The sequence below is a fragment of the Myxococcus sp. CA051A genome (genome assembly GCF_013336705.1).
Taxonomy (GTDB): Bacteria; Myxococcota; Myxococcia; order Myxococcales; family Myxococcaceae; genus Myxococcus; species Myxococcus llanfairpwllgwyngyllgogerychwyrndrobwllllantysiliogogogochensis.
In genome coordinates this window covers 314,600-336,674 of record NZ_JABUMS010000001.1, presented here as the reverse complement: position 1 = coordinate 336,674, position 22,075 = coordinate 314,600, and the positions used below count along the sequence as shown (strand labels likewise).

20 protein-coding genes are annotated in these 22,075 nt (G+C 69.3%); 11 read left to right on the top strand and 9 right to left on the bottom strand.

Going from position 1 to position 22,075, the window contains the following annotated elements; translation table 11 throughout:
- Positions 1–107 precede the first annotated feature (107 nt).
- On the top strand, positions 108–1,013 hold the full coding sequence (locus HUA74_RS01300) for an alpha/beta hydrolase (RefSeq protein ID WP_174453101.1): 906 nt from the start codon (positions 108–110) through the stop codon (positions 1,011–1,013).
- A 9-nt stretch (positions 1,014–1,022) separates the two neighbouring features.
- Here HUA74_RS01300 and HUA74_RS01295 read toward each other — a convergent pair whose 3' ends face one another.
- Genes HUA74_RS01295 through HUA74_RS01285 form a run of 3 tightly spaced genes read right to left on the bottom strand, consistent with a single transcriptional unit; the run spans position 1,023 to position 4,035 of the window.
- Positions 1,023–2,438, bottom strand: coding sequence for a M14 metallopeptidase family protein (locus tag HUA74_RS01295; RefSeq protein ID WP_174453100.1), 1,416 nt, complete (start codon positions 2,436–2,438; stop codon positions 1,023–1,025).
- Positions 2,439–2,461: 23 nt separating this feature from the next.
- Positions 2,462–3,361, bottom strand: coding sequence for a type VI immunity family protein (locus HUA74_RS01290; protein ID WP_174453099.1), 900 nt, complete (start codon positions 3,359–3,361; stop codon positions 2,462–2,464).
- A gap of 23 nt (positions 3,362–3,384) precedes the next feature.
- On the bottom strand, positions 3,385–4,035 hold the full coding sequence (locus tag HUA74_RS01285) for a hypothetical protein (protein ID WP_174453098.1): 651 nt from the start codon (positions 4,033–4,035) through the stop codon (positions 3,385–3,387).
- A 334-nt stretch (positions 4,036–4,369) separates the two neighbouring features.
- Between HUA74_RS01285 and HUA74_RS01280 the strand changes: the two genes are divergently transcribed.
- The 5 genes from HUA74_RS01280 to HUA74_RS01260 all read left to right on the top strand — a co-directional run bounded on the left by HUA74_RS01280 (position 4,370) and on the right by HUA74_RS01260 (position 8,260).
- Entirely contained in the window at positions 4,370–5,380 is a 1,011-nt protein-coding gene (locus HUA74_RS01280) for a DUF2157 domain-containing protein (RefSeq protein ID WP_174453097.1), read from the top strand.
- 1 nt (position 5,381) lies between these two features.
- A complete protein-coding gene (locus HUA74_RS01275; protein WP_174453096.1) occupies positions 5,382–6,485 on the top strand; it encodes a DUF4401 domain-containing protein in 1,104 nt (367 codons plus the stop codon).
- On the top strand, positions 6,485–7,099 hold the full coding sequence (locus HUA74_RS01270) for a GDYXXLXY domain-containing protein (protein ID WP_174453095.1): 615 nt from the start codon (positions 6,485–6,487) through the stop codon (positions 7,097–7,099). Before HUA74_RS01275 ends, HUA74_RS01270 begins: the two co-directional genes overlap by 1 nt.
- A 94-nt stretch (positions 7,100–7,193) precedes the next feature.
- Complete coding sequence (locus HUA74_RS01265) at positions 7,194–7,442, top strand: hypothetical protein (RefSeq protein WP_141647962.1); 249 nt, start codon at positions 7,194–7,196, stop codon at positions 7,440–7,442.
- A complete protein-coding gene (locus HUA74_RS01260) occupies positions 7,439–8,260 on the top strand; it encodes a biliverdin-producing heme oxygenase (protein WP_174453094.1) in 822 nt (273 codons plus the stop codon). The genes HUA74_RS01265 and HUA74_RS01260 overlap by 4 nt, the downstream gene beginning before the upstream one ends.
- Here the strand turns inward: HUA74_RS01260 and HUA74_RS01255 are convergent.
- Both HUA74_RS01255 and HUA74_RS01250 read right to left on the bottom strand, forming a co-directional pair.
- Positions 8,230–9,033: an SDR family NAD(P)-dependent oxidoreductase gene (locus HUA74_RS01255; protein WP_141647960.1), complete on the bottom strand. Its 804-nt coding sequence runs from the start codon at positions 9,031–9,033 to the stop codon at positions 8,230–8,232. The two genes, HUA74_RS01260 and HUA74_RS01255, sit on opposite strands and share 31 nt — an antisense overlap.
- Before the next feature lie 82 nt (positions 9,034–9,115).
- Positions 9,116–10,816: a sigma-54 dependent transcriptional regulator gene (locus HUA74_RS01250; RefSeq protein WP_305794671.1), complete on the bottom strand. Its 1,701-nt coding sequence runs from the start codon at positions 10,814–10,816 to the stop codon at positions 9,116–9,118.
- 352 nt (positions 10,817–11,168) lie between these two features.
- On the opposite strand from HUA74_RS01250, the gene HUA74_RS01245 reads away from it, so the two are divergent.
- The 4 genes from HUA74_RS01245 (at position 11,169) to HUA74_RS01230 (ending at position 17,958) form a co-directional block, all read left to right on the top strand.
- A complete protein-coding gene (locus tag HUA74_RS01245; RefSeq protein ID WP_254624862.1) occupies positions 11,169–14,627 on the top strand; it encodes a serine/threonine-protein kinase PknK in 3,459 nt (1,152 codons plus the stop codon).
- A 66-nt stretch (positions 14,628–14,693) separates the two neighbouring features.
- A complete protein-coding gene (locus HUA74_RS01240; RefSeq protein WP_174453092.1) occupies positions 14,694–15,344 on the top strand; it encodes a hypothetical protein in 651 nt (216 codons plus the stop codon).
- An 83-nt stretch (positions 15,345–15,427) separates the two neighbouring features.
- Positions 15,428–16,609 (top strand): YcaO-like family protein, encoded by a 1,182-nt coding sequence (locus HUA74_RS01235; protein WP_305794670.1) that lies wholly within the window; start codon positions 15,428–15,430, stop codon positions 16,607–16,609.
- Positions 16,606–17,958 carry a TfuA-like protein gene (locus tag HUA74_RS01230; RefSeq protein ID WP_174453090.1) on the top strand — a complete coding sequence of 451 codons (1,353 nt, stop codon included), beginning with the start codon at positions 16,606–16,608 and terminating at the stop codon, positions 17,956–17,958. The genes HUA74_RS01235 and HUA74_RS01230 overlap by 4 nt, the downstream gene beginning before the upstream one ends.
- A 96-nt stretch (positions 17,959–18,054) precedes the next feature.
- Here HUA74_RS01230 and HUA74_RS01225 read toward each other — a convergent pair whose 3' ends face one another.
- The 4 genes from HUA74_RS01225 to HUA74_RS01210 form a co-directional block, all read right to left on the bottom strand.
- Positions 18,055–19,173 carry a bifunctional 2-polyprenyl-6-hydroxyphenol methylase/3-demethylubiquinol 3-O-methyltransferase UbiG gene (locus tag HUA74_RS01225; RefSeq protein WP_254624861.1) on the bottom strand — a complete coding sequence of 373 codons (1,119 nt, stop codon included), beginning with the start codon at positions 19,171–19,173 and terminating at the stop codon, positions 18,055–18,057.
- A gap of 74 nt (positions 19,174–19,247) precedes the next feature.
- Entirely contained in the window at positions 19,248–20,342 is a 1,095-nt protein-coding gene (locus HUA74_RS01220; protein ID WP_254624860.1) for a lysylphosphatidylglycerol synthase transmembrane domain-containing protein, read from the bottom strand.
- A 16-nt stretch (positions 20,343–20,358) separates the two neighbouring features.
- Positions 20,359–20,796, bottom strand: a complete 438-nt coding sequence (locus HUA74_RS01215) for a CBS domain-containing protein (protein WP_174453088.1) — start codon at positions 20,794–20,796, stop codon at positions 20,359–20,361.
- Between the two features lie 150 nt (positions 20,797–20,946).
- A complete protein-coding gene (locus tag HUA74_RS01210; protein ID WP_141647888.1) occupies positions 20,947–21,552 on the bottom strand; it encodes an RNA polymerase sigma factor in 606 nt (201 codons plus the stop codon).
- Between the two features lie 138 nt (positions 21,553–21,690).
- On the opposite strand from HUA74_RS01210, the gene HUA74_RS01205 reads away from it, so the two are divergent.
- Entirely contained in the window at positions 21,691–22,071 is a 381-nt protein-coding gene (locus HUA74_RS01205; protein WP_174453087.1) for a PleD family two-component system response regulator, read from the top strand.
- Positions 22,072–22,075: the final 4 nt, after the last annotated feature.

Genomic DNA, 22,075 nt, shown 5'->3' with positions numbered 1-22,075 from the left:
TTCCAGTAAGTTCCGAGTCGGCCCCCCGGAGGGCTCCACCCCATGGCCCTCTTGCCCCCCACCCTCTGTACCACCCCGCGCGGCCCGGTGGGGCCCCAGGACGGGCCATGAAGGGCTCTCCCCTGGCGAAGTCCCCCACGGCGGGCCCGGTGGAGGCCAGCCTGCTGGCACAGCTCTCCCCCGGGGTGAAGGCGACGGTGCACTGGGTGCCTGGAGGGGGCGCGCTGCGGGTGCTGGAGGGGGGCCAGGGCCCCACGGTGGTGCTCCTCCACGGGCGTGGCGGGGCGGCCTCGACGTGGTTCGCGTACCTGACGGCCCTGGCGCGGGGGCACCGGGTGCTGGCGGTGGACCTGCCGGGCTTCGGGATGTCGTCCCCTGGAGAGGGCCCCGTCCGCTCGGCCGAGGAGGGGGTGCGTTTCTTCGCCGACCCGGTGGAGGCGCTCCTGGAGCGGCTCGCCCCTGGGCCCATGGCGGTGGTGGGTCACTCGCTGGGCGGGCTGGTGGGGCTGGAGCTGAGCCTGCGGGCTCGTGTGCCGGTGGAGCGGCTGGTGCTCGTGGACAGCATGGGGCTGGGTCCGGAGCTGGAGCGCAAGGCCCGCGTCTTCTTCCGCGCGGGACCGGAGCGACTGGCGCGCTCCCTGGGGCCCTGGGCCTGGGCGCGGATGATGCCTCCGGTGCCGACGCCCTTGGGAATGCGGCTCGGGGAGCTGGAGTACGAGCTGGTGGCGGCCCCTGGCGGACGTGACGAGGCGACGCGGGCCTTCAATCGACTGGTGCCCCTGACGGGGCCCGTGTTCCACCACCGCGAGCGGCTGGCCGAAGTGAAGGTCCCCGTGCTCCTCATCTGGGGTGAGCGTGAGGACGTCCTGCCCCTGTCGCTCGCCGAGGAGGCCCTGCGGCGATTTCCGCGCGCGCGGTTGCTGCGCGTGGACGCGGCGCACAGCCCTCATCAGGAGCGCCCCGAGCGCGTGCTTCCGGAGCTGAAGGCGTTCCTGGAGGCGGAAGCTCCGTAGCGGATCGGCTCAGGGGTCGAAGCGGATGATGCGTTCGATGCGGAAGGTGTCGGACGCCTCCAGCGGCTTCAGGAGCATCAGGTCCGCGCGCTGGCCCAGTGACAGGGACTGCTTCGCGGGACGGGTGAGCCGGTACGTGTCCCCGGGCTTCGCGCCCTTGCCCGTCAGCGGCACGACGAAGAGTCCCTTGCCGTCCACGGTCTCGACCGCACCGAGGATGCGCAGGTCGCCCAACTCCTCGACCTTGCCCACGTGCGCGAGCAGGAGCTTCTTTCCCTGGCCGCGCACGGCGCGACTGACGGCGATGCCCACGTCGCCCGTGAAGGGCTTGCCGTCCGCGCCGAACATGCCGACGCCCTTGAGCAGCAGGTGGACGAGGCCGGAACTCTCGTTCTCGGGGATGGAGTCGTAGCGGGAGACGTCGGCCTTTTCGGCCTGGCCATTCGCCAGGGCATCCAGGGCCGTGGCGAGCGCGACGAAGTTGAGGCGGACCAGGGGCTCGTCTGGCGGCAGGGACAGCCACGCGCCGGTCTCGATGAGGACGGTGGGCGTTCCCCAGAGCGTCATGTTGTCGCCGAAGGCACGCACCTCGAAGGAGTCGTCGTAGCGGCCGACCTGCCCGGGCGCGAGCGTCTCCACGGCGTCTCGAATCACCGCGCAGACCTTCTTCGCGAGGATGCGTCCGGGGTTGTCGCTCCGGGCGCGGTCGAAGGCGGGGGCGAGCAGGGAGATGGAGGCGGGGCGACCGGTGTCGCCCACCGCGTGACGCCAGCTCTGGTTGTGGAGGTTGAAGCCGACGGAGGGTTGGAACTTGTCGCGCAGGGACTTGAGGGTGCGGGCCTCGGGCGTCTGGAGCGCAAGCGCGTCCCGGTTGATGTCGATGCCCTGGGCATTGCGACGCTGGAAGCGCTCGGCGCCGTCGGGGTTGAGCATGGGCACGGCGTGGAGGGTGAGGCTGGAGAGCAGCCGCGCGACCCACGGTTCCTGGCGATGCGTGCGGAGATACTCGAAGAAATCGAGCAGCGCGGTGGTCGCGGTGGGCTCGTCGCCGTGCATCTGCGACCAGAGGAGGATGTGGCGCGGGCCGGTGCCCAGGGTGACGTGGTAGAGCGCGCGCCCTTCCACCGAGTGCCCCGCGACCTCCAGTTGGAACAAGTCGGGAGCGCGGGCCTGGAGGGCCTTGAGGTGTTGCTCCACGTCGGGGTGCCGGACGAGCGGCGCCACCGGGAGCGCCTTCGAGTGGACCTGCTCCCACCGCGCCGCGAGCGCCTGGGGGCCGGGGATGGAGACGGAGGAAGAGGAGGACATGGCGGGAGCGGCGGACTGCGCGGAGCGGGCGTGGACCGTGCCCACGAGGCCCCAGGTGAGGACGAGGAAGCAGCGAGCGACGAATCGACTGTAGCGACTGCGTCCGACGTGGTGCATGGCGGTGTCCTTAAGGTCGCGAGTCAATCAAGGAAGCGGCGCTCCCAGCGACGGATTTCTTCTGGGGTGAGGTTCCCCCAGTAGGCATCACCGTGGGTGTACATCCACGGTTCGAGGACACGCGCCAGCTCACGGTAGTGCGGCAACGTGTCTCCATTCTCCAGGTCTCCAGCTTCGGGCCACTCACCCAGGGACACCACTGCTCGGTCTCCCGACATCTCCTGAACGGTGGTGCCCGGAGATTTCAGTTGAGCGCGCAGCCCCGCCACACCACCCAGCCCTCCGAGGATGGGTTGGCCCAGGAAGGTGAGCCAGGAGGCCCCGCGGGTTCTCGAACCCATGACGCGACGGAGCTCGTCTATTCCTGGGAGGTCGAAGCCCGGGTGGCGTTGGCTCAGTTCCCGAACGACAGGAGTGTTATCTCTCATCCAAGCAGCCATGTGAAATGACAGTCCCGCGTGTCCCGAAACAAACGGCAGTTCCGCACCCAGCTCCATGGCGAGGTCACGAACTCGGCCCGCTCCATGTTCAAGCAAGTATTCGGTGGGCAGGTAGAACTCCACCGACGATATAGGCCGGTGCTGCTCGGACTCTCCCCAGGACTCTATTGGGGACTCTCCTCGATACTTGAATGAATGACTCAGCAACGTTGAGCCATCACTCAGCCTGATGCGCGCGCCTAGCGGTGCCTCGAACTCTGCCTGAACGAACGCCCGACCCTTCGCGTCGAGTTCTCGCCAGTCACCTTCATCATCAACGTACAGGGCAAGCGACTCGGGTCCCATCGCGGCTTCATAGTGGGACAACGACTTCTTCACTGCTTGCGAAATCTCGCTGTGATTACGGTCCACATAGAAGGTGATGCTCACGCTGTCTCGCAGGATGACGATCTCTTCATCCTCCGTTTCAACAAGGAACGGCAAACATATCCGTGGGTATCGTGGACTCATCTTGTGATCCCGTGTCCCGGTGAGACGTGGACAGATCGCAGCCTTGGCGTCAGGACCGCATCGTACAACTCCCCTTGCGTGAGCCGTCTTCCAGAACCATCCGTTGCAGAGGTCCGTCCCCAGTCGGGCACTCTCAAATCTGAACACGGGAATTTGAAGTCGTAGACCCTCTGCACGGAAAGGGGATTTCCCGAAGCATGGATGACAATGTCCGGAACGAGCGTTCCCGACAAGAGATGGAACAAGCCTTCATCAAGCCAGCGGCGTACCTCTTCGGGGTCAAGCAACCGCAGCCTGCCCGTCTTCGGGTCTCGGAAGTAGCGAGGCTCCACGCTGAAGCTCCCCGGGAACCGCTCGCTCAATCGCGCACGGGCACATTCCAGCGCGACCTCGTGCTTGGCACTCCCCATTTCCATCGCCCACGTCACCACGTTGTTCCTGGCATCGCGTCGCACCTCCTTCTCACACCACTCCCGGGTCGGTCGCTTCCCTTCTCCCAGCATCCGCTCATTCACCTCGAGGTTGGCCCGCTTCGCGCAGTCCACGAGGATATCCTCGACCTGGGCGAGCTCCGCCGCCTCCAGGAACCGGAGCGGCGCGACCACCGTCCGCGCCCCCGAAGCGGCGCGCGACAGCCACGGCAACACGGCATCGTCTCCCACCTGCGTGTAACAGGCGGGATTTCGCAGACATGCGTTCGTCGCCGAGTCCACCGTCTGCTCGTAGCGACCCGACCGTTCGTGCCGCCCCGTGCTCGTCGTCGAGCACCCGGCCAGCAACACGCAGACCCACCACGCCACGGCGCGAAGCACGGCGGACGAGACCTGGGACATGGACTCCGCTCCCTCCCGAACGGCACCACCCGACCTCGACTGCTCGCGACGCGGGCAACCTACCACGCGCCTTCGTGGACACGACGGGGCTCGCAACCCACCCGCGCGGCACCCCGTGACGCCCGCGTCTTGGCTACACTGCGCGACCGTGCCGAAAGACCTGCTCGACCTCGATGCGACCCCCGAGCGCCTCCGCGCGCTCACGGACGCCAGAGTCATCCCTCCATCCAACCTGGAGCGCGCGCTCTACCTGTCCACCGCGTCGCCTCCCGCCGAAGCCTGGCGCCGCTTCGTGTCGTCCACGCTGCTGGGACTCGGCGCGCTGCTGGTGCTCTCCGGCGTCATCTACTTCTTCGCCTACAACTGGGCCGCCCTGCACCGCTTCGGCAAGCTGGGCCTCATCGCCGCCGCCATCGCCGGCACCGCGCTGGGCGCTCGCAAGCTCGGCGACAGACTCGCGGGCCAGCTCTGCCTGCTCGCCGCCTCCGTCCTCGTCGGCGCGCTGCTCGCCGTCTACGGACAGGCCTACCAGACGGGCGCGGACCCATACGAGCTGTTCATCGGGTGGGCCGTCCTCATCCTCCCGTGGGTCGCCATGTCGCGCTTCCCACCCCTGTGGATGCTGCTCGTCATCCTCGCCAACACCGGCCTTGTCCTGTTCCAACAGCAGGTCCTCGGAGACACGGATCGCCTCATCACCTGGCTCGCGGTGGCTCTCGGCCTCCTCAACGGCTTCGCCTGGGCCACCTACGAACACTTCGCCAACCTGCGCGTCCCCTGGCTCGCGGACCGGTGGATGCCTCGCGTGCTCGCGGCGATGACCACCGCTCCCCTGCTCGCCGCCGGGGAGGCGTTCATCGTCATCCCCTCCGAAGTCGGCTCCGGCGCCGTCGTCGCCCTGGCCCTGCTCGTCGCGACCTTCGCCGCCGAATACGCGCTCCACCGTCACCTTCGCGGTGAGCTGTTCCTGCTCACCATCGGCGTGCTCAGCCTCATCACGCTCATCACTACCGTCGCGGGCCGCATCCTCATCGTCGACATGGATGCCGACGAACTCACCCTCTTCATCCTTCCCTTCGTCCTCATCGGACAGGTCGCGCTCGCCGTCAGCTGGCTGCGCGCCGAGGCCCGCGCCACCGGCGCCACCGAGGAGTCCTGACATGTCCCTGCATCCCTCCCTGCGACACGTCATCCAGGAACTCCAACGCGAGCACCAGCTCGACGAGCACGCCGAGGCCCGCGCGCTCGCCACCCTGGAGGTCCACCAGCGCTCCAGCACCGCCACACCCTGGTTCGTCAAAGCCCTCGCCGGCTTCGGTGCCTGGGTGTCCGCCGCCTTCCTGCTGAGCTTCTTCGGCTGCACCGGCCTCTACAAGGAAGAGGCCGCCCTCCTCTGCCTCGGCGTCCTGCTGTGCGTCGGCGCCACCTTCCTCCGACGCTCGGGCCAGGGCGCCTTCCTGGAGCAGCTCGCCCTCGCCCTGGCTCTGGCCGGCGTGGGACTGACGACCAGCGGCATCGCCTTCATGGCCCGTGACGAAATCATCCCCGCCGTCGCGCACTTCATCGTCTGCGCGGCGTTGCTCGTCACCTTCCCAGACCCCGTCATGCGCTTCCTCGCCACGTTCAACATGGCTGGCGCCGCGCTCTTCATCCTCTGGGATGCGCTGGGCGGCGTGGGACTGGACCTCGGCATCCTCGCGTGCGCGGCGCTCGCGCACGGCCTCTTCCTCTTCCAGTCGCGCCTGAGCGCCGGTCCCCGGGGCGCGCTCGTCGGCCCCGCGGCCTTCGCGCTCGCGAGCGGACTGCCGCTCGTGCTCCTCGCGCGGGGCCTGCCCGACGTCATCGGCACCTTCCTCTTCGAGCGCGCGGCCCTGCCCATCCCCGCCCTCACCGTGGGCCTCACCACCATCACCCTCTTCACCGCCTGGAACGTCATGAGGGAGCTGGAGCTGGACCCCACCGGCGTCGCGGGCGCGGCTGTCTTCGCCGCCCTCACCGTGACGGCCCTCATCACCCCGCACACGCCCGCGGTCATCGCCGCCGTCGGATTGCTCACGCTCGGCTTCCATCGCCGCAGCAGCATCCTGCTCGGCATCGCCGTCGCGTTCCTCATCGCCTCGGGCGCCTGGTACTACTACGACCTGGGCCTCACCCTGCTGGCCAAGGCCATCGCGCTGGCCGGCAGTGGGCTCGTCCTGCTCGCGCTCAGATGGGTCCTCACACGGCGCTACCCCACGGCCTCCACGCCGGCGGAGGCACGCTGATGCGTTCAATCCTCTTCTTCGTCGGACTCGCGCTCGCGCTCCTCGTTCCGCTCGGCCTCGTCGCCCAGAAGGAGCACGTCCTCGCCACCGGGCAGACCGTGCTGCTGGAGCTGGCCCCTCGAGACCCTCGCTCGTTGATGCAGGGCGACTACATGGTGCTCGACTACGCCCTCACCCGCGCCCTCAACGTCGACGGCCTCGACGGCCCCAGCTCCGGCCTGCTCGTGCTCAAGCTGGATGAACACGGCGTCGGCCGCTTCGTGCGCATGGACAGCCCCGACCAGCCCCTCGCCCCCGGCGAGTTCAAGCTGAGCTACCGCACGCGCAAAGGCAGGACACGCCTGGGCGCCGAGTCCTTCTTCTTCCAGGAAGGTCACGCGGACCACTACGCCCGTGCGCGCTACGGAGAACTGCGCGCCGCCACCAACGGCTCCAGCGTCCTCGTCGGACTCAGGGACGAGCAACGCCAGCCGCTCGGCGCCGGGCCCGACCCGGAAGCGTCTCCCACCGACGACACGCCACCGTCTCTCATCAACGAAATGGCGCCGTCCCCCACCGACGACACGCCACCGTCTCCCACCGACACGGAAGTGGCACCCACCGACTCGCCGTAACCCCACCGCGCCCTCTCGGGATTGACTCCCGGGCGGGTTTCGCGCATCATCTTGTTGATTTCGATAATCAAAATCAAAATCAAGGAGACACGAGATGCTCGGTCAGGGATGCGGCAAGAGAGTGCTCGCGCGGGGGCCATGCGCCGAGGTGACGCGCTGCACCTGTGGTCACATCCATCTGGCGCTGGGTCCGGTAACGATTCGGGTGGAGGAGGAGGTCCTCCGCGCCATTGGCCTGACGATGGCGGAGGCGCTGCAGAACCTGGATGAGCCGGAGCAGGGCCACGCCGAGGAGTCCGATTCCGAGTCGATGCCTTCGCTGCTGGGCGGGTGGAAGCAGTGAGCGCCACCGGCACCCTGAGGGTGTCGCGCACGGAGCAGTCCGCGCGCGTGCGGCGACTGAGCGAGAGCGAGGCGGACGCGACCGCCCCGGCGGCTCCTCGTGTGACAGCGGCGCCCCTGTCCATATTGCTCACGGAAGGCACGGCGCGGGCCCACGAGCAGGCCGAGCGCTCCGTCTTCCTCCAGTCCCTCTTCGTCGACAGCTGGGACGGCATCTACGGCCAGTTCGTCCGGGCCCAGCACTACGTCAGCTACCTGCGCCAGCTCCACGTGCTCTACGCGACGTTCGAGAGCGTGCTGCCGCGCGTGGCCCGCACCGCGCTGACGCCCGTGCTGCTGATGCCGGAGCTGCGCCGCGCCAGCGCGCTAGAAGCGGACCTGGCCTACTTCTGCGGCGAGACGCGCACGGAGACCTTCGCGTGCGTGGAGACTCGCCTGCACGCGGAGCGGCTGCGCGAGGTGGCGGAGGACGCGCCGCATCTGCTCGTGGCGCATGTCTATGCGCGGTGCGTCCTGGACTTCTTCGCCGCGCCGGAGCGCGCACGGGTCATCTCGAGCGCCTTCGAGCTGGAGGACGCGCGCGGCACGCTGTTCCACGGCACGGCCACGCCGACGGAGCTCTCGGAGTTCCGCGTGCGGCTCCACTCGCGCATCGACGGGCTGGAGCTGGAAGAGGACGAGGCGCGCGAAATCATCCAGGAGGCGCGCATGGCCTTCCGGCTCCAGGCGCTCGTGTGTGACGAACTGGCGCGAGGCGCGACGGGAATCGCCCCCGCTTCGGGCGGTGGCTACCGGGGTGGATTCAGCGTGTCCCAGTAGCTGTGCAGGCCCCGCAGGTGGCTGCCACCGTCCACGAAGAGGCTCTCTCCCGTCACCCAGGAAGACTCCTCCGAACACAGGAAGGTGACGGCGCGGGCCACGTCCTCGGGCATCCCATGGGCGCGGCCCAGGGGGGTGCGCGCGAGCAGTTCGCGGCGCACCGACGGCTCGTCGATGAAGGCGGCGGCCACGGGCGTGAGGGTGGCGCCCGGCGCGACGACGTTGACGCGGATGCCATGGCGCCCCAGCTCCAGCGCCGCTGACCGCGACAGCTGGGCCAGCGCCGCCTTGGAGGCGGAGTAGTGAGCGAACCCCTCCGTCACCACCTCCTGGCAGACAGAGGTGATGTTCACCACCGCGCCGGCGCGCTTCTCGGCGATGAGCGCGCGGGCGAACGTCTTCAGCATCAGGAAGGGCCCCTTCAGGTTCACCGCGAGCACGCGGTCCAGCTCCTCCTCGGGCAGGTCCACGAGCAGCGTCAGGGAGAGTGAGCCCGCGTTGTTCACCAGGATGCCGGGCAGCCCCAACTGCTCCGTGGCGAAGGCGTGGGCGCGCGCGACGTCCTCCGCCCGACACACGTCCCCGGCGAAGGGGACGGCGCGAGCACGCCCCTCCGCTTCGCGATTGAGGCGCTCGGCGGCGTCCGCCACCTTCGTCTCCGTTCGTCCGAAAACCAGCACGCTGGTGCCCTCGCGCATGAGGCGCGAGGCGACAGCCAGACCGATTCCCTGCGCGCCACCCGTGACGATGGCGCTGTTCGAGAGGAGCTTCACGGTTCACCCCCGGGCATCGTGGACCCGGAAGCTAGCAACGGCTCCTCTCGACGAGGATTGTACCGCGGGCCACTGGCCGGACTCAGGCCGCCTCGTCCTCGGACAGGAGGTCCGCGAAGGGCGAGCTCTCCTCACCGAGGGCCTTGTAGAGCGCCTCCACCTTCTCCAGCTCGCGCTTGAGCGCCTTGTGGTGGTTGCGGTTCTTCACCAGGCTCTCGCGGCCCAACAGCTTGAAGCCGTCGTCCCGCCCCACCTGCCGGATGGCCATGCCCAGCACCAGCCCGCGGAACGCATCCGCCAGGTCCAGGTCCAGAGGCGCGTTGCGACGCCGCGCCTCCGCGACGAACGCCTGCGCGGCGGCCCGCAGCGCTTCCGGCAGCGGCTTGCTGCCCGGCGCCTGCTCGTAGTCCAGCGCCCGCGCGACGTGCTTCTCGTGGAGCACCAGCTCTCCACCGGAGACGGCGTGCTCCACCATGGCCAGCGTGTAGGCGCGGCGGACGATGTTGTCGAGCTGCCGCAGGTTGCCCGGCCACGAGCTGCCCACCAGCATTCGCTCCGCGTCCTGCGTCACGCGCGCGTTGCCCTCGGGGGAGCGCTCGCGGTGCCGCCGGTTCACCATGTACTGGGCCCAGAGCGGAATTTCGTCCTGGCGCTCCTGCAAGGCCGGCATGCGCACCGGCAGCACGTTGACGCGGTAGTAGAGGTCCTCGCGGAAGCGGCCCGCGCGCACCTCCGCGTGCAGGTCCGCGTTGGTGCCGATGATGAAGCGCACGTCCGCCTGTCGCTCGCCGGTGCCCTCGCCCAACGGCCGGTAGCTGCGCGACTCCAGCAGATGCAGCAGACCCGCCTGAGCCTTCAGCGACAGCTTGTCGATTTCGTCGATGAACAGCGTGCCGCCATCCGCGCGCGCCACGCTGCCGGGCGCGTCCCTCACCGCACCGGTGAAGGCGCCCTTCTTCCAGCCGAAGAGCTCCGCCATCTGGAGGTCCTCGGGCACCGTCACCAAATCCAACGTCTCGAAGGGCTTGGCGCGACGGTTGGAGCGCTCGTGGCACCAGCGCGCCAGCCGCGACTTGCCCGCGCCCGTCGCGCCGCTGATGAGGATGGTCTCATCCTGCAACGCGAAGACGCGCAGGATGGGCAGGAGCTCCGCCATGGAGCGGCCCACCACGGGCAGGTACTCGTCCACCTCCGGCGTGGCCACCGGACGCTGCGGCAGCCCCGCGAGGTACGGCGAGGCCACGTCCGCGAGCAACTGGAGCTGCTCGCCGGCTTCGCGCCAGACGAACTCCTGCCCCATCGCCGCCAGACAATCAGCCTCCAGGGAAATCATCCCCTCGATGCTGCCGCCCGGCGTGCGCAGCGGCAGCACGCAGACGTGCGTCGCATGGCGCCCCAGGAAGCGCTGGCGGCTCTCGTTGCTGTGGAAGCCCGCCAGTCCCGGGTCACCCGTCACGGGCGCGTCCGGCGCATGCGGCTGCACCGTGCCCACGTTGACGTCGATGGACACCGCGCAGCGGTGCTCCACCACCGCGCGCCACGCCGTGGCCGAGGTGAAGAACGGGGTCCCCACACTCGCATCCGTAATCTCTGTTGCTCCCACATCGAGCGCGGCAAGGCGACGATAAGCCTCGCCTGGGCGCAGGTGGACGATTCCTCGGAGCACTCGGGCGCGGGCTGCGTACCGACTGGACGCAACAGCGTCCTGGGCTACGGCCAACATGCGCTTCAGGGTGGTGGCCGCGGCCGTCTCGAAATCCTTCGCCCCCCGCAGCGCGCTCATGAGCTGCGGCATCTCCTCGTGCATCCACTCGCCTCCGTCCGGTGCCATCCGAGAGTACCCGCCAAGGGCCGCTTCGGAAGGAGGCAGTGTAGCGGAGATGAAGAACGCGGAAGGAGCGGCCCCTCCTTCCGCGTTCCCGAACCTCGCTGACGGCTGGGCGCCCGGTTGCTCGCGACGCCACGCGGAAACACCATGCGCGGTTCATGCCAACACCTCGTTTCACGTCTTTTCAGGGGGTTGACCGGAGAGGGGGGCTCTGGAGGCCCGAAACCGCGTCCAAGTGGAACGCAGCTGCGTCCAGATGCGACGCAGATGGGACGTGCCAGGGGGTGTCGCTATGCTCGGAGCCCCTATGACGGCACCAGCGATGCTCCCAGAGCTGCCCGGCGTGGGAGCGAAAATCGGTCCCTACGAGCTGCTCGAGGTGCTCGGCCAGGGAGGCATGGGAGTCGTCTACCGAGGGTGGAACCCAGCCACCGGCGAGGCCGCCGCCGTCAAGACGGTGCGTGCGGCCACCGAGGTGCCGCTGGCCAGCATCCGTCGGGAAATCCATGCGTTGCGCCGCCTCAGGCACCCTGGAGTCGTACGCATCGTCGCGGAGGGGGTGGCACACGGACTGCCCTGGTACGCCATGGAGCTGCTCCGGGGGCAGACACTCCGTGGGGCGACTCGTGCCCCCTCTTCCGACGCACTGGCTGCGTCCCAGTTGAACGCAACGCTCACCCTGATGCGGAGGTTGTGCTCGGCCCTGGCCTTCCTCCACGCCAACGGCCTGGTGCATCGAGATCTGAAGCCGGAGAACGTCTTTCTGCGTCCTGATGGGACGCCGGTGCTGGTGGACTTCGGCATCGCCGCGCGCTTCGGAGGCTCGCGGGGACGGGAGACGCTGGAGGTGAGCGGCGCCGTGGTGGGGAGCGACACGTACATGGCCCCGGAGCAGCTCCGGGGTGACTACGTGGACGCCCGCGCGGACCTCTACGCCCTGGGGTGCATGCTCTACGAGCAGCTCACCGGACGGCCCCCCTTCATTCCCGGCCGCGAGGGGCCGCTGCCGCACCAGCACCTGCATCTGACGCCCGTTCCTCCGTCGCTGCGCGTGGAGGGGATGCCCGCGGAGCTGGACGCGCTGGTGCTCCGGCTTCTCGCCAAACGCCCCCAGGAGCGGCCCGGTTACGCGGAGGATGTGTCGTCCGCGCTGGAGGCGCTCGGCGCGGAGGAAGGCGAGGAAGGCGCCGCCACCACGCCCCGGACGCCGGCCTACCTGTACCGCCCGGACCTGGCCGGGCGCGGCGGAGAGCTGGGACGGCTGACGGAGGCGCTGGATTCGGCGGCGCGAGGCCAGGGAGGCCGCGTCTTCCTGGGCGGAGAGAGCGGCGCGGGCAAGACGCGGCTGGCGCTGGAGCTGGCGTCGGAAGCCGGCTGGCGGCGCATGACGGTGGTGACGGGCGAGTGCGTCCCGGTGGCCATGAGCGGCGCGGACCTGCATGCCTCGCCCCTGCACCCACTGCGTCCGCTGCTCCTGGCCGTCGCGGACCGGTGCAACGAGCGCGGCGCCGCCGAAGCGGAGCGCCTGCTCGGCCCGCGCGGTCGCGTGCTCGCCGCGTATGAGCCCTCCCTCATCCAACTCCCCGGCCAGCCAGAGCAACCCGAGCCCCCGCCCCTGCCCGCTCCGGAGGCACGCGCCCGGGTGCTGGCCGCGCTGCGCGAGACGCTCCGGGCCTTCGCGGAAGCGCAGCCGTTGCTGCTCGTGCTGGACGACCTCCAGTGGGCTGACGAGCTGACGCTGAGCTTCCTCCTGGAGCTGGATGCGCGGCACCTGGCATCGCGCCCCGTGCTGCTCGTCGGCACGTACCGGATGGACGAGATGGGCGCGGCGCTGCGCGCGGTGGTGGGCGCGCCGGACGCGGTGCGGGTGGAAGTGGGCCGGCTGGACGCCACCAGCGCGGGGAAGATGGTGCGCGGCATGCTGGCGCTGCGCGAGGTGCCCGGCCCCTTCGTCGACGCCCTGGTGCGCGAGACGAGCGGCAACCCCTTCTTCATCGCCGAATATCTGCGCGCCGCCATCGACGCGGGGCTGCTCTTCCGCGCGCCGTCCGGGGAGTGGCTCTTCGAAGCGGGAGGCAGCGCGGGCAGCCGTCCCCTGCCCCTGCCGGGCAGCATCGCCGAACTCATCGAGCGCCGGCTGTCCGACCTGGGCGCGGACGGGCGCGCGCTGGCGGAGGTGGCGTCGGTGCTGGGGCGCGAGCTGGATGGTGAGCTGCTGCTCGCCACCGCCGCGCTGCCGGAGAGCTCGGGACTGGAGGCGGTGGAGGAGCTGCGACGTCGGCAGGTCCTCGAGGAGTCCGGCGGCGGCCGACTGCGCTTCGTCCACGACAAGCTGCGCGAGGTCGCCTACGCGCGCATCGCCGACGAACAGCGTCGCGTGCTGCACCACCGCTGCGCCCAGGGCCTGGAGCTGCGCGAGGCGGGGGCACCGAGGGGACTCACGCCCCAGGCCGCGGCACTGGCCCACCACTGGTCTCGCGCCGGCGTGCCGACTCGCGCGAGCGTGTGGTTCGCTCGCGCGGGAGACTCGGCGCGCGCCGCCTACGCCAACGGCGACGCCATCACCTTCTACGAGTCCGCCGTGCGCGAGGCCGCGGCGTCCACCCGGAACGCGGATGCGTCCGCCGCGGACGCGAGCACGGTGGCCCTGGACGCCGTCTGGGAGGGACTGGGCGAGGTGCTCGCGCTCACCGGACGGCAGGAGGAAGCGCGACAAGCGTTCCTGGAGGCCCTGGCACGGATTGAGCAAAGCCAGCCCGTCCATCGCGCCAACGTGCTGCGGAAGGTGGGCAAGTCCTTGCAGACGCACCATCAAAACGAGGAAGCGCTGCGCGTCTATGCCCAGGCTCAAGCCGAGCTGGGTCCGATGCCCGACAGCGTCTCCTCCGCCCCGGGCCAGGTCGAGGCCGCCTGGTGGCATGAATGGGTGCAACTGCAGGGCGAGCGAATCACCGTCCACTACTGGCTGGCCCAGCTCGACGAGATGCGGGCCCTGGTGGAAGGCGTGCGCCCCGTAATGCGGGCCCACGGCACGCCGCTGCAACGCGCGCGCTTCTTCAACTCGCTGGTACAGATGCAACTGCGCAGCGAGCGCTATCAAGCATCAACGGAAACCGTGGCCCACGCCCGGGCCTACGCGGAAGCCGCGTTGGAGGCAGAGGGGGACGCGGAGCACGCGGGAGCCCGGTGCGTGGTCGCCATGGTGTTGCTCTTCCATGGCGCCCTGGATGAGGCCCAGTCGTGGATGGAGGACGCGCTCAAGGGCGCGGAGCGGTTGGGTGACGTGACGTTGCAGACGCGGTGTCTGAGCTATCTCACCGTCATCCTCCGGCTGCGCGGGCAGGTGTCCGCCGCGAGCGAGACGACGGCGCGCACGCTCGAGCTGGCGACGCGCTCCGGCATGGCCGACTACCAGGGCGCGGCGCATGCCCACCGGGCGTGGGTGGCCTCGCGGGCCGGGGATACCGTGCTTTCGCGAGAGGAGGCCACCGAGGCGCTGCGCCTGTGGCAGCCCCTCTCGCTCGTGTTTCCCTTCCAGTGGATGGCGCGCTGGCCCCTGCTCGCCGTGGAGCTGGAGCAGGGTCGGCTGACCGAGGCCCTGGAGCACGCGCGGGCGCTGCTCGCCCACCATCAACAGCGGCTCCCCGACGCGCTCACCCAGCCGCTGTCGACAGCCCTGGAGCACCAGGACGCACGGCGCCTGGAGGACGCTCGGGCGACGTTGCGCCAGGCGTGTGAGTCGGCGCTGCGACTCTGCTATCTGTGACGGATTGACCGACGTGCTCCTTCCCCGTCGCGGGCGTAAGGCCCGTGGCCCATTCCCGAGGTGCGCATGGCAGGCCCTTACTCGTATTTCTTCTTCAAGCCCGACAGCGTGACCATCCTGGAAGGCTTCAGCACGAAGCTCTCGGTGTGGGGCGTCCCCACGCAGTCTCCCGACAAGCTGGAGAACGTGACGGACCAGATGACCTTCCGGGTGGAGACCGGAGATGGCTCCATCGCCATCTCCCAGCCCAACCCGTCCGTCGTGGAAGTCACCGGCCTGGTATCCAGCGAGAAACACTCCTGGGTCATCGCCCAGCCGAAGCCCAAGGACTCCACGTTCCCGCCCATCGAGGCTCGCGCGGAGTGCATCGTGGACCAGTCGGACCTGCTCATCTACGCACCCGATGGGAATCTCTACTGGGTGAAGCCGGAGATGTGGCAGAGCGCGGAGAGAATCTCCCTCGACAGCGAGAGCCTGAGCAGCGCCCTCAAGCCGCTGCTCGAGAACGAGGCGGTGGTGGCCAACCTGCCCGAGCCCCGGAAGCCCGCCACGAGCAGCGAGAGCCCCGTGGGCGGGAGGGCCGAGCCCATCACCTGCTTCCTGCTCAACCTCAACAGCATCCTCCTCAGCTACTCGCCGGACATGCGGCTCAAGGCTGGCCAGCAGGACCCCGTCTCCCGCCCGCCCACCTCCCGCCTCTCCGACTCCAAGCCTTGATGCGCACCGCGGCCCTCGACTCCTCTTCCCCGTCCGCCTCCTCCGGGACGCCCAAGCCGTTCCGACACGGGACACATCGGGTGATGTCGCCCGAGCAGACCCTGGAGCGCGTGCGACGCCTCATGCCCGTCCTGGGCATCACCCGCATCGCCAACGTCACGGGGTTGGACACGATTGGAATCCCCGTCGTCATGGTGACGCGGCCCAATGCGCGCTCGCTGGCGGTGTCCCAGGGCAAGGGCCTCACGCTCGCGGCGGCGAAGGCGTCCGGGGTGATGGAGTCCGTGGAGGGCTACCATGCCGAGCACATCTCGCTGCCCCTGAAGCTGGCCACGTACAACGAGCTGCGCTTCCGCTCGCCCGTGGTCGACGTGGCGGGACTGCCGCGCCTGTCGGTGAGCCTGTTCCATCCCAACTGGCGCATGCTCTGGGTGGAAGGCGTGGACCTGCTCGGCGGAGGTCCGCTGTGGGTGCCGTTCGACATGGTGCACACCGACTTCACGCTGCCACTTCCCACCGGGAGTGGCGCGTTCCTCATGAGCAGCAACGGGCTGGCCTCGGGGAATCACGTCCTCGAGGCGACGCTCCATGGGTTGTGCGAGGTGGTGGAGCGTGACGCCACCGCGCTGTGGCACGCGGGTGGAGAACGGAGCCAGGCCGCCACGCGGTTGGACCTGGGCACCGTGGACGACGCGGCCTGTCGCGAGGTGCTGGAGACCTATGCGCGCGCGGGCATGGCCGTGGGCGTCTGGGAGACAACGAGCGATGTCGGGGTGCCCGCCTTCGCCTGTTACATCGTCGACCGGGAGTCGGAGCCCTTGCGCCCCGTGGCGGTGGCGGGCGGCATGGGCTGTCACCCGTCGCGGGGCGTGGCGCTGCTGCGGGCTCTGACAGAGGCGGCGCAGAGTCGGCTCACGCGCATCAGCGGGGCGCGGGATGACCTGCACCGCAAGGCGTACGAGGAGGCTCGGGAAGGCGTGGTGGCGGAGCGGCTCCGGACGCGGCTGCGCGAGGAGGTGCCGGTGCGCCGCTTCCAGGACGCTCCGCATCAGGATGCGGAGACGTTCGAAGAGGACCTCGAATGGGTGCTCGCGAAGGTGCGCGCGGCGGGAGTGACACAAGTGGTCGTGGTGGACCTGACGAAGCCGGAGCTGGGGTTGCCCGTGGTGCGCGTGGTGGTACCCGGACTGGAGCCCACGCATGAAGCACCAGGCTATGTCCCGGGCCCTCGCGCACTGCGCGCCATGCGAGGGGATGGGACATGAAGGTGTTCATCTTCACGGGCCCCACGCTGCGCCCCGAGGAGGCGAGCCAGGAGCTGGACGTGGTGTACCTGCCTCCCGTGCAACAGGGTGACGTCTACCGGGCCACGTTGGAGAAGCCGGTGGCCATCGGCATCATCGACGGATTCTTCGAGCATGTGCCCGCCGTGTGGCACAAGGAAATCCTCTGGGCCCTGGCGGAAGGCATCCACGTCTTCGGCGCCGCGAGCATGGGCGCGCTGCGTGCCGCGGAGCTGACGTCCTTCGGAATGGAGGGAGTCGGCGCCATCTTCGAGGACTTCCAGCGAGGCGTGCTGGAGGACGATGACGAGGTGGCGGTGGCGCACGCAAGCGCCGAGGACCACTGGCGGCCCCTGTCCGAGGCGATGGTGAACATCCGCGCCACGCTGGCGGCGGCTCGGTTGGGCGACGTGGTGAGTGAGAGAACTCGCGCGGCGTTGGAGCAACTGGCCAAGTCCCTCTTCTACGTGGAGCGGGTGTGGCCCACGGTGTTGACGCGAGCCGCACAAGAGGGGCTTCCTGGCGCGGAGCTTGAGGCGCTCAAGGCCTGGCTGCCGCGGGGCCGTGTGGACGCGAAGCGCGCGGATGCGGTGGCGCTGCTGCGCGAGATTCGGGCACGGATGGAGGCGGGGCTCTCGCCCAAGCAGACGCGCTTCCCCTTCCAGCACACCGACGCGTGGGAAGAGGCACGGCGGCGCGCGGGCAGACAGCCGCTGCGCTACGCGGCGAATCCCCTGGAAGGAGTGTCGTCCGAGGCGCTGCTCGATGAATTGCGACTGCGTGGCGGGCTGAAGGAGGCGCAACGGTCGAGCATGGCGCGTGCGCTCGCCGTGGAGGAAGCGCGACGGCTGGGCCGGGAGCCGGGCGTGGCGGAGCTTCGCGCGACGGAAGAGGCGTTGCGGCAGGAGCGGCAGCTCACCCCCGAGACTTTCGAGCAATGGAAGTCGGAGCAGTACGTCGACGATGCCCCTCGCCTGCTGCGCGACGAGTCTCACGTGCGCTGGGTGGAGACCCTCTTCGAGCCGGATGTCCTGCGCCACCTGGCGGACCACCTGCGCCTGACGGGCGAATACGGCGCGCTGGTACAGAGGGCCCGAGACAAGGAACAAGTGCTCACGGAGGCGGGCCTGTCAGCGCCACGCCTGGAGGACGCGGGCATCACCGAGGGCGCCCTGTGGGCCTGGTACTTCGAGGAGCATCAGGGACGGATGGTTCCAAGCCCCATCCAGCAGGCCGCACGCGACGAGGGATTCCCGGACGTGGACTCCATGCGACGGGCCGCGTTGCGTGAGCTCTGCTACGTGCTCGCGAAGGCGGGGGCGGACGCCTGAACACAGACCCAGCCTTCCGCTGGGTCTTGTTTCGCCAAGGCTTCAGCGCCTGCTCCGGTGGCTTCGTCCGTGACGAAGCCAGTGCCTGCTTCGGAGTCAGCTTCGTCGGCGGGCCGGCTTCTTCGTCGGAGGAGTCGCATCCGGCGCCGTGGCCACCTTCTTCGTCGGAGGAGTCGCATCCGGCGCAGTGGCCACCTTCTTCGTCGCGGCGACCTTCCGCGCCGGAGAGGTCTTCCTCGGCGCAGCCACCTTCTTCTCCGGAGTCACCTTCGGTGCCGGCTTCTTCGCCGCGGCGGTGACCTTCCGCGCCGGGGAGGTCTTCCTCGGCGCAGCCACCTTCTTCTCCGGAGTCGCCTTCGGCGCCGGCTTCTTCGCCGCGGCGACGACCTTCCGCGCCGGCGCGTTCTCGGAAGCCCCCTGCTCCACCGAGCCTGCATCCGGCCGCAGCACGAAGACACGGTCCAGCCGCCGACTGCCGCGTGCCACGGGTGAGCTCACGTCGTAGTCGAAGTCATACGCGGCCACCACGCTCAGCCCCGCATCGCGGAACAACTTGCCCGCCTGCGCCGCGTCGTACGTGCGGAAGAACCACGTCGTCTCGATGAGCCAGTCCTTCCCTGGACCGGTGATGCGCAGTCGGTTGCGCATGGGTGAGCGCCGCGCGCGCCGGTCCGGCAGCCCCTCGTGGGTGTTGCAGACGACCTTGTCCTTGCCCACGCGCCCCAGCCACCTCTCGTGCTCGGGCACGCTCCGCGAGTAGTCGGTGAGGTGGAAGCCGAGCACATAGATGCCGTTGGGCTTGAGCAGCCGTCGCGTGCCCTTCAAGTGCGCGAGCGCCGCCGCCTCGCTGTCCAGGTAGCGGAAGGTGGAGACGAGGTTGTGCGCGACATCCACCTTCCCCTCCAGCGCGGGCTCGAAGAACTCCTCCATGCGCGACGGGGCCAGCTTCACCCGACGACGCTCCGCCGGAGTCAGCCGATTGCGCGCATGCGCGAGCATGGCCTCGGAGATGTCGTAGCCCGCCACCTTCATGCCGCGACTGGCGGCCTCGGCCACCAACCGTCCCGCGCCACACGCGGGCTCCAGCCACTGCGAGCCTCCCGTGCCATGACGCGCGCTGAGCGCCTGGAGGAAATCCGCCTCCCGCACGGTGTCCGTGCCGAAGATGGCCTCGTAGTACTCCGGGTGCTCGTACCAGTCAGTGCGTTTTTCCATGGATGGGTGCCCGCTCGGGCGCGCGCATCCTCAGGTCCCGCGCGGCGAAAGCCAAGCCAAAGCGTGTCAGCCCCTCACGCGGTCCGCTGTTCTGACGACACCACGGGCGAGGCCGACGACTCGGACCCCGGACTCGACATCGCGTCACGCAGCCGAACCCCGAGCATCCGACGCAGCAGCACCACGCCCAGCGGCAGCGGCAACCACAGGGTGAAACCTCGCAGCAACATCACCGCCGTGAGCCCCACCTCCACGGGCACTCCCAGCGAGGACAGCGTCCCCACCGCGGTGGCCTCGAACGTCCCCACCCCTCCCGGGATGATGCTCAGGGTCATCACCAGCGTCGCCAGCATGAACGCGGCGAACACATCCGGGAAATCCACCGGGTGCCCCACTGCGAAGAACATGCACGAGAGCGTGAGCGCATCCAGCACGAAGGTCGCGAACTGCAACGCGCTCGCACGCACCAGCAGCCACTTGTCGCGCACCAACTCGGGCGGGACCTGGGAGATGGACTCCAGCAGGCCACTGAGCCCGGGGATGCGCCGAGCCCAGCGCGGCGGCTGCCAGCCTCCGTGCCGCGTCAACCAGAGGATTCCGAAGGGCACCGCGCAAGCGAGCGCGGCGAACGCCGTGGCCAACCCCAGGATGGCCGCGTGGAGCTGCGCGCGGAACCAGATGATGAGGATGGAGATGACCACGGCCACCGCATGCGCCGCATAGAAGGACACCATGTCCACCAGCAACGCGGCGGTCGCCACCCGAGGGGGAGCTCCTTCCTTCTGGAGCCCCTTCATCACCACCACCGAGCCACCAATCCCCGCCGTGGGCACCAACTGGTCGAAGGAGAGCTTCATCAAGGCCAGCCCCGCGGTGCGCATCCACGGCGCCTTCACCCCCGCCGTGCTCAGCGTCACCAGCCAGCAGCCCGCCATCGTGAGATACGAGAGCACCTGGAGCACGGCACCGGCCAGCAGCCACTCCGGCCGCGCGCGCTTCAGCATCTGGGCAAACTGTCGCTCCTCTCCGAAGCGCAGCACCACGAACGCGATGAACGCGCCCAGCAGCACCACACCTGGAAGCCAGCCCCATACGCTGTGATGTCGCGACGAGCCTTCCGCCGACGCGGAGGGCGGACCACCACCTGAGACGGCGTGTCCGTCATGCATGCGCCCACCCTCCCGTTCAAGGAGCGGAGACTCCCGCCGAGTCATCCCTGCGCGCCGAGGCCGCATCCAGCAGCCGCGCCGCCATGCGCATGAAGTCGGCCTCGGTGACGATGCCCACCAGTCGCCTGTCCCTGTCCACCACCGGAAGACAACCGAAGCGGTGGTCCAGGAGCTTGTAGATGCCGTCCCGCACGGGCAGGTCCGACCTCACCATCTCCACATCCCGCGACATGATGCGCGCGACGGAGATGGGCTCCGACTGATTCGTCGCGAGCTGACGCGCCAACGCGCGAATCAAGTCACGATGACTCACCAACCCCACCAGCCGTCCCTCGCGCACCACCGGCAGGTGACGGATGTGGTTGAGCTTCAGCAGGTCATCCACGCGAACCAGGTCATCGGTCTCTTCCAGCGTGACGACATCCCGGGTCATCAGGTCGCCCACGGTGAGCATGACAAGGCCCCTTTCGCCGCGGTCCACGAGCCTCGCGCGCACCATGCGCCGCTCGGGCCGAGTCCCCTCAAGGGTGCGCCCGCGCCCCGGTTCGCGCAGCGACAGGGCGGGCAGGCGGGCGGGGGCCGGCGTCCCCTCATGCCCCGGGCGTCACGCGCTGGAAATCAGACGGTCATCCCGCGCCAGCTCACGCAGCCGCTCCTTCAGGCTCTTGAACTGTTGGCGAAGGACGGCCGCCTTCCGCTGGAGCCCCTCCGAGGACTGGGTGCCCCCCAACTCCCGAGCGACGTCGAGCCAGGACATCCGACGGTCCACTCGCAGCAGCAGGAGGTTGCGCTCTCCCGGCTCCAGCTGCGCGCGCAAGGAACGGAAGCGGTCCTTCACGGGGGTCTGGAGCCAGGGTGCCGTGCCTGAACGCTCGACGTGCATGAGGTCGACCATCTCCCGGCTCGCCACCCGCTCCCGCCCCGGCGAGAAGGCGGTGGCCATCCGGTACGCGACATTCCGCGCCACGCGATAGGCCCACGTCCTGAAAGTACTCTCCCAACGAAAGCCTGGCAGGTCCCTCACCAGGCTCTCGCAGAAGATGCTGAAGGCCTCTCGCGCCTGCTCTGGCTCTCGCAACAACGTCCCCAGGAGTCTTCGTATCTCCGGGCCATATCCCTCCACCGCGGCTTCCACGGCGCCCGCCGTGTCCTCCAGGGTGCAGCGCTCGCGAATCCTCTGCTCCAGCGCCTCTCGTTCCTTCGGCGACATTCTTCACACCTCCGAGCGGATGGAATGGCTTGCACCGTCATCGTGACGAACGCGGAGTCCCGATGAATTCACATCCATGTCGTCGCGTCCCCATCCCAGTGGAACAGCGGCATGGCCGCCTCACCCCGAGACACCCGCATGCCTCTCATCCTCCTCGTCGACGATGATTCGACCCTCCTCGAAATCTACACCGAGGCTCTCGGGGAACTGGGCTGTGAGGTCGCTTCCGCGCCGAATGGTGAGGTGGCCCTGTCGCTCGCGCAGTCGCTGAAGCCAGACCTCATCCTCACCGACGTGATGATGCCGGGAATGAGCGGCCTGGAGCTTTGCGGGAGGCTGCGCACCGATGAACGGCTGTGCCGCATTCCGCGCATCGTCCACAGCAGCATGGAGTGTGGACCTGGCGCCGCGGATGAAGTCTTCCTGCGCAAGTCCGGTGAGCTGTCCGAGCTTTTGAAGTGTGTCTCCCGGAGTCTCGCCCACGGCGACCCGCCCTCCGAGCTGTCATCGGCGGCGTGAGCCG